The organism is Mesorhizobium sp. M7A.F.Ca.US.005.03.2.1 (assembly GCF_003997795.1).
Taxonomy (GTDB): Bacteria; Pseudomonadota; Alphaproteobacteria; order Rhizobiales; family Rhizobiaceae; genus Mesorhizobium; species Mesorhizobium ciceri.
The window spans coordinates 1-754 of record NZ_RZRP01001454.1 but is presented as its reverse complement, the minus strand read 5'-3'; the positions used below and the strand labels follow the sequence as shown (position 1 = coordinate 754).

Sequence of the window (754 nt, the reverse complement as noted above, 5' to 3'; positions counted from 1 at the left end):
GCATTACGGCGCAAAATCCAGTATTGTTCTTCTATAGGCACGCCACGGGGCGCTTTCAACGCGATGCGCTTCCGACTTCGTCCGATTTGGTCCAGTCGCGACCCTTTGTCTTCCTTCAATGGCTCTTTTTTCGTTCAATGTCTCTCGCGACGCCGCTCGTAAACCGAATAGCGCGTCGGGTGGCTGTCCTTTTCCCCGGCAGGGACGTCCTGCGAGCTGACAATGCGCCAGGAATCGGGATCGATCGGCGGGAAATGCGCATCGCCGTCGACCGCTGCCAGCACATGGGTGACGTGCAGCCGGTCGGCCAGCAGCATGGCCTGGGCATAGATTTCGCCGCCGCCGATGACGCACACCTCGTCGACATCGGCCATGCCGCGCCCGCGCACCGTCGCCAGCTGGATCGCGGCTTCGAGCGAATGTGCCACCTCGACGCCCTCGGCGCGCCAGGTCTCGTCGCGGGTCACGACGATGTTCAACCTGCCCGGCAGCGGCCGACCGATGCCCTCATAGGTCTTGCGGCCCATGATGATAGGCTTGCCCATCGTATCGGCCTTGAAGCGCTTGAGATCGGTGGAGAGCCGCCACGGGAGCCCGCCGTCCCGCCCGATCACGCCGTTCTCGGCAATGGCAACGTAGATTGCGACATGCATCAATTTTCGTCCGTCGGCTCGAGGATCAGGATGTCGATGTCGCGCTCGGGGTAGAAATCATCCGCCGTCATCTCGAATGTCGTCGGTCCGGTCTTTTTGAC

Annotated in this window: 2 protein-coding genes; both read right to left on the bottom strand. The window is 62.1% G+C overall.

Annotated features, from left to right (window positions below; translation table 11 throughout):
- Positions 1–134 precede the first annotated feature (134 nt).
- On the bottom strand, positions 135–653 hold the full coding sequence (locus EN991_RS38445; RefSeq protein WP_013531029.1) for a dihydrofolate reductase: 519 nt from the start codon (positions 651–653) through the stop codon (positions 135–137).
- On the bottom strand, positions 653–754 hold a 102-nt coding region (locus EN991_RS38440), incomplete at its 5' end, for a DUF4424 family protein (RefSeq protein WP_127370637.1). The genes EN991_RS38440 and EN991_RS38445, both read right to left, overlap by 1 nt.

Coding starts and splice junctions, on each gene's coding strand:
- EN991_RS38445 (WP_013531029.1), bottom strand. CDS start 653: ATGCATGTCGCAATCTACGTTGCCATTGCCGAGAACGGCGTGATCGGG.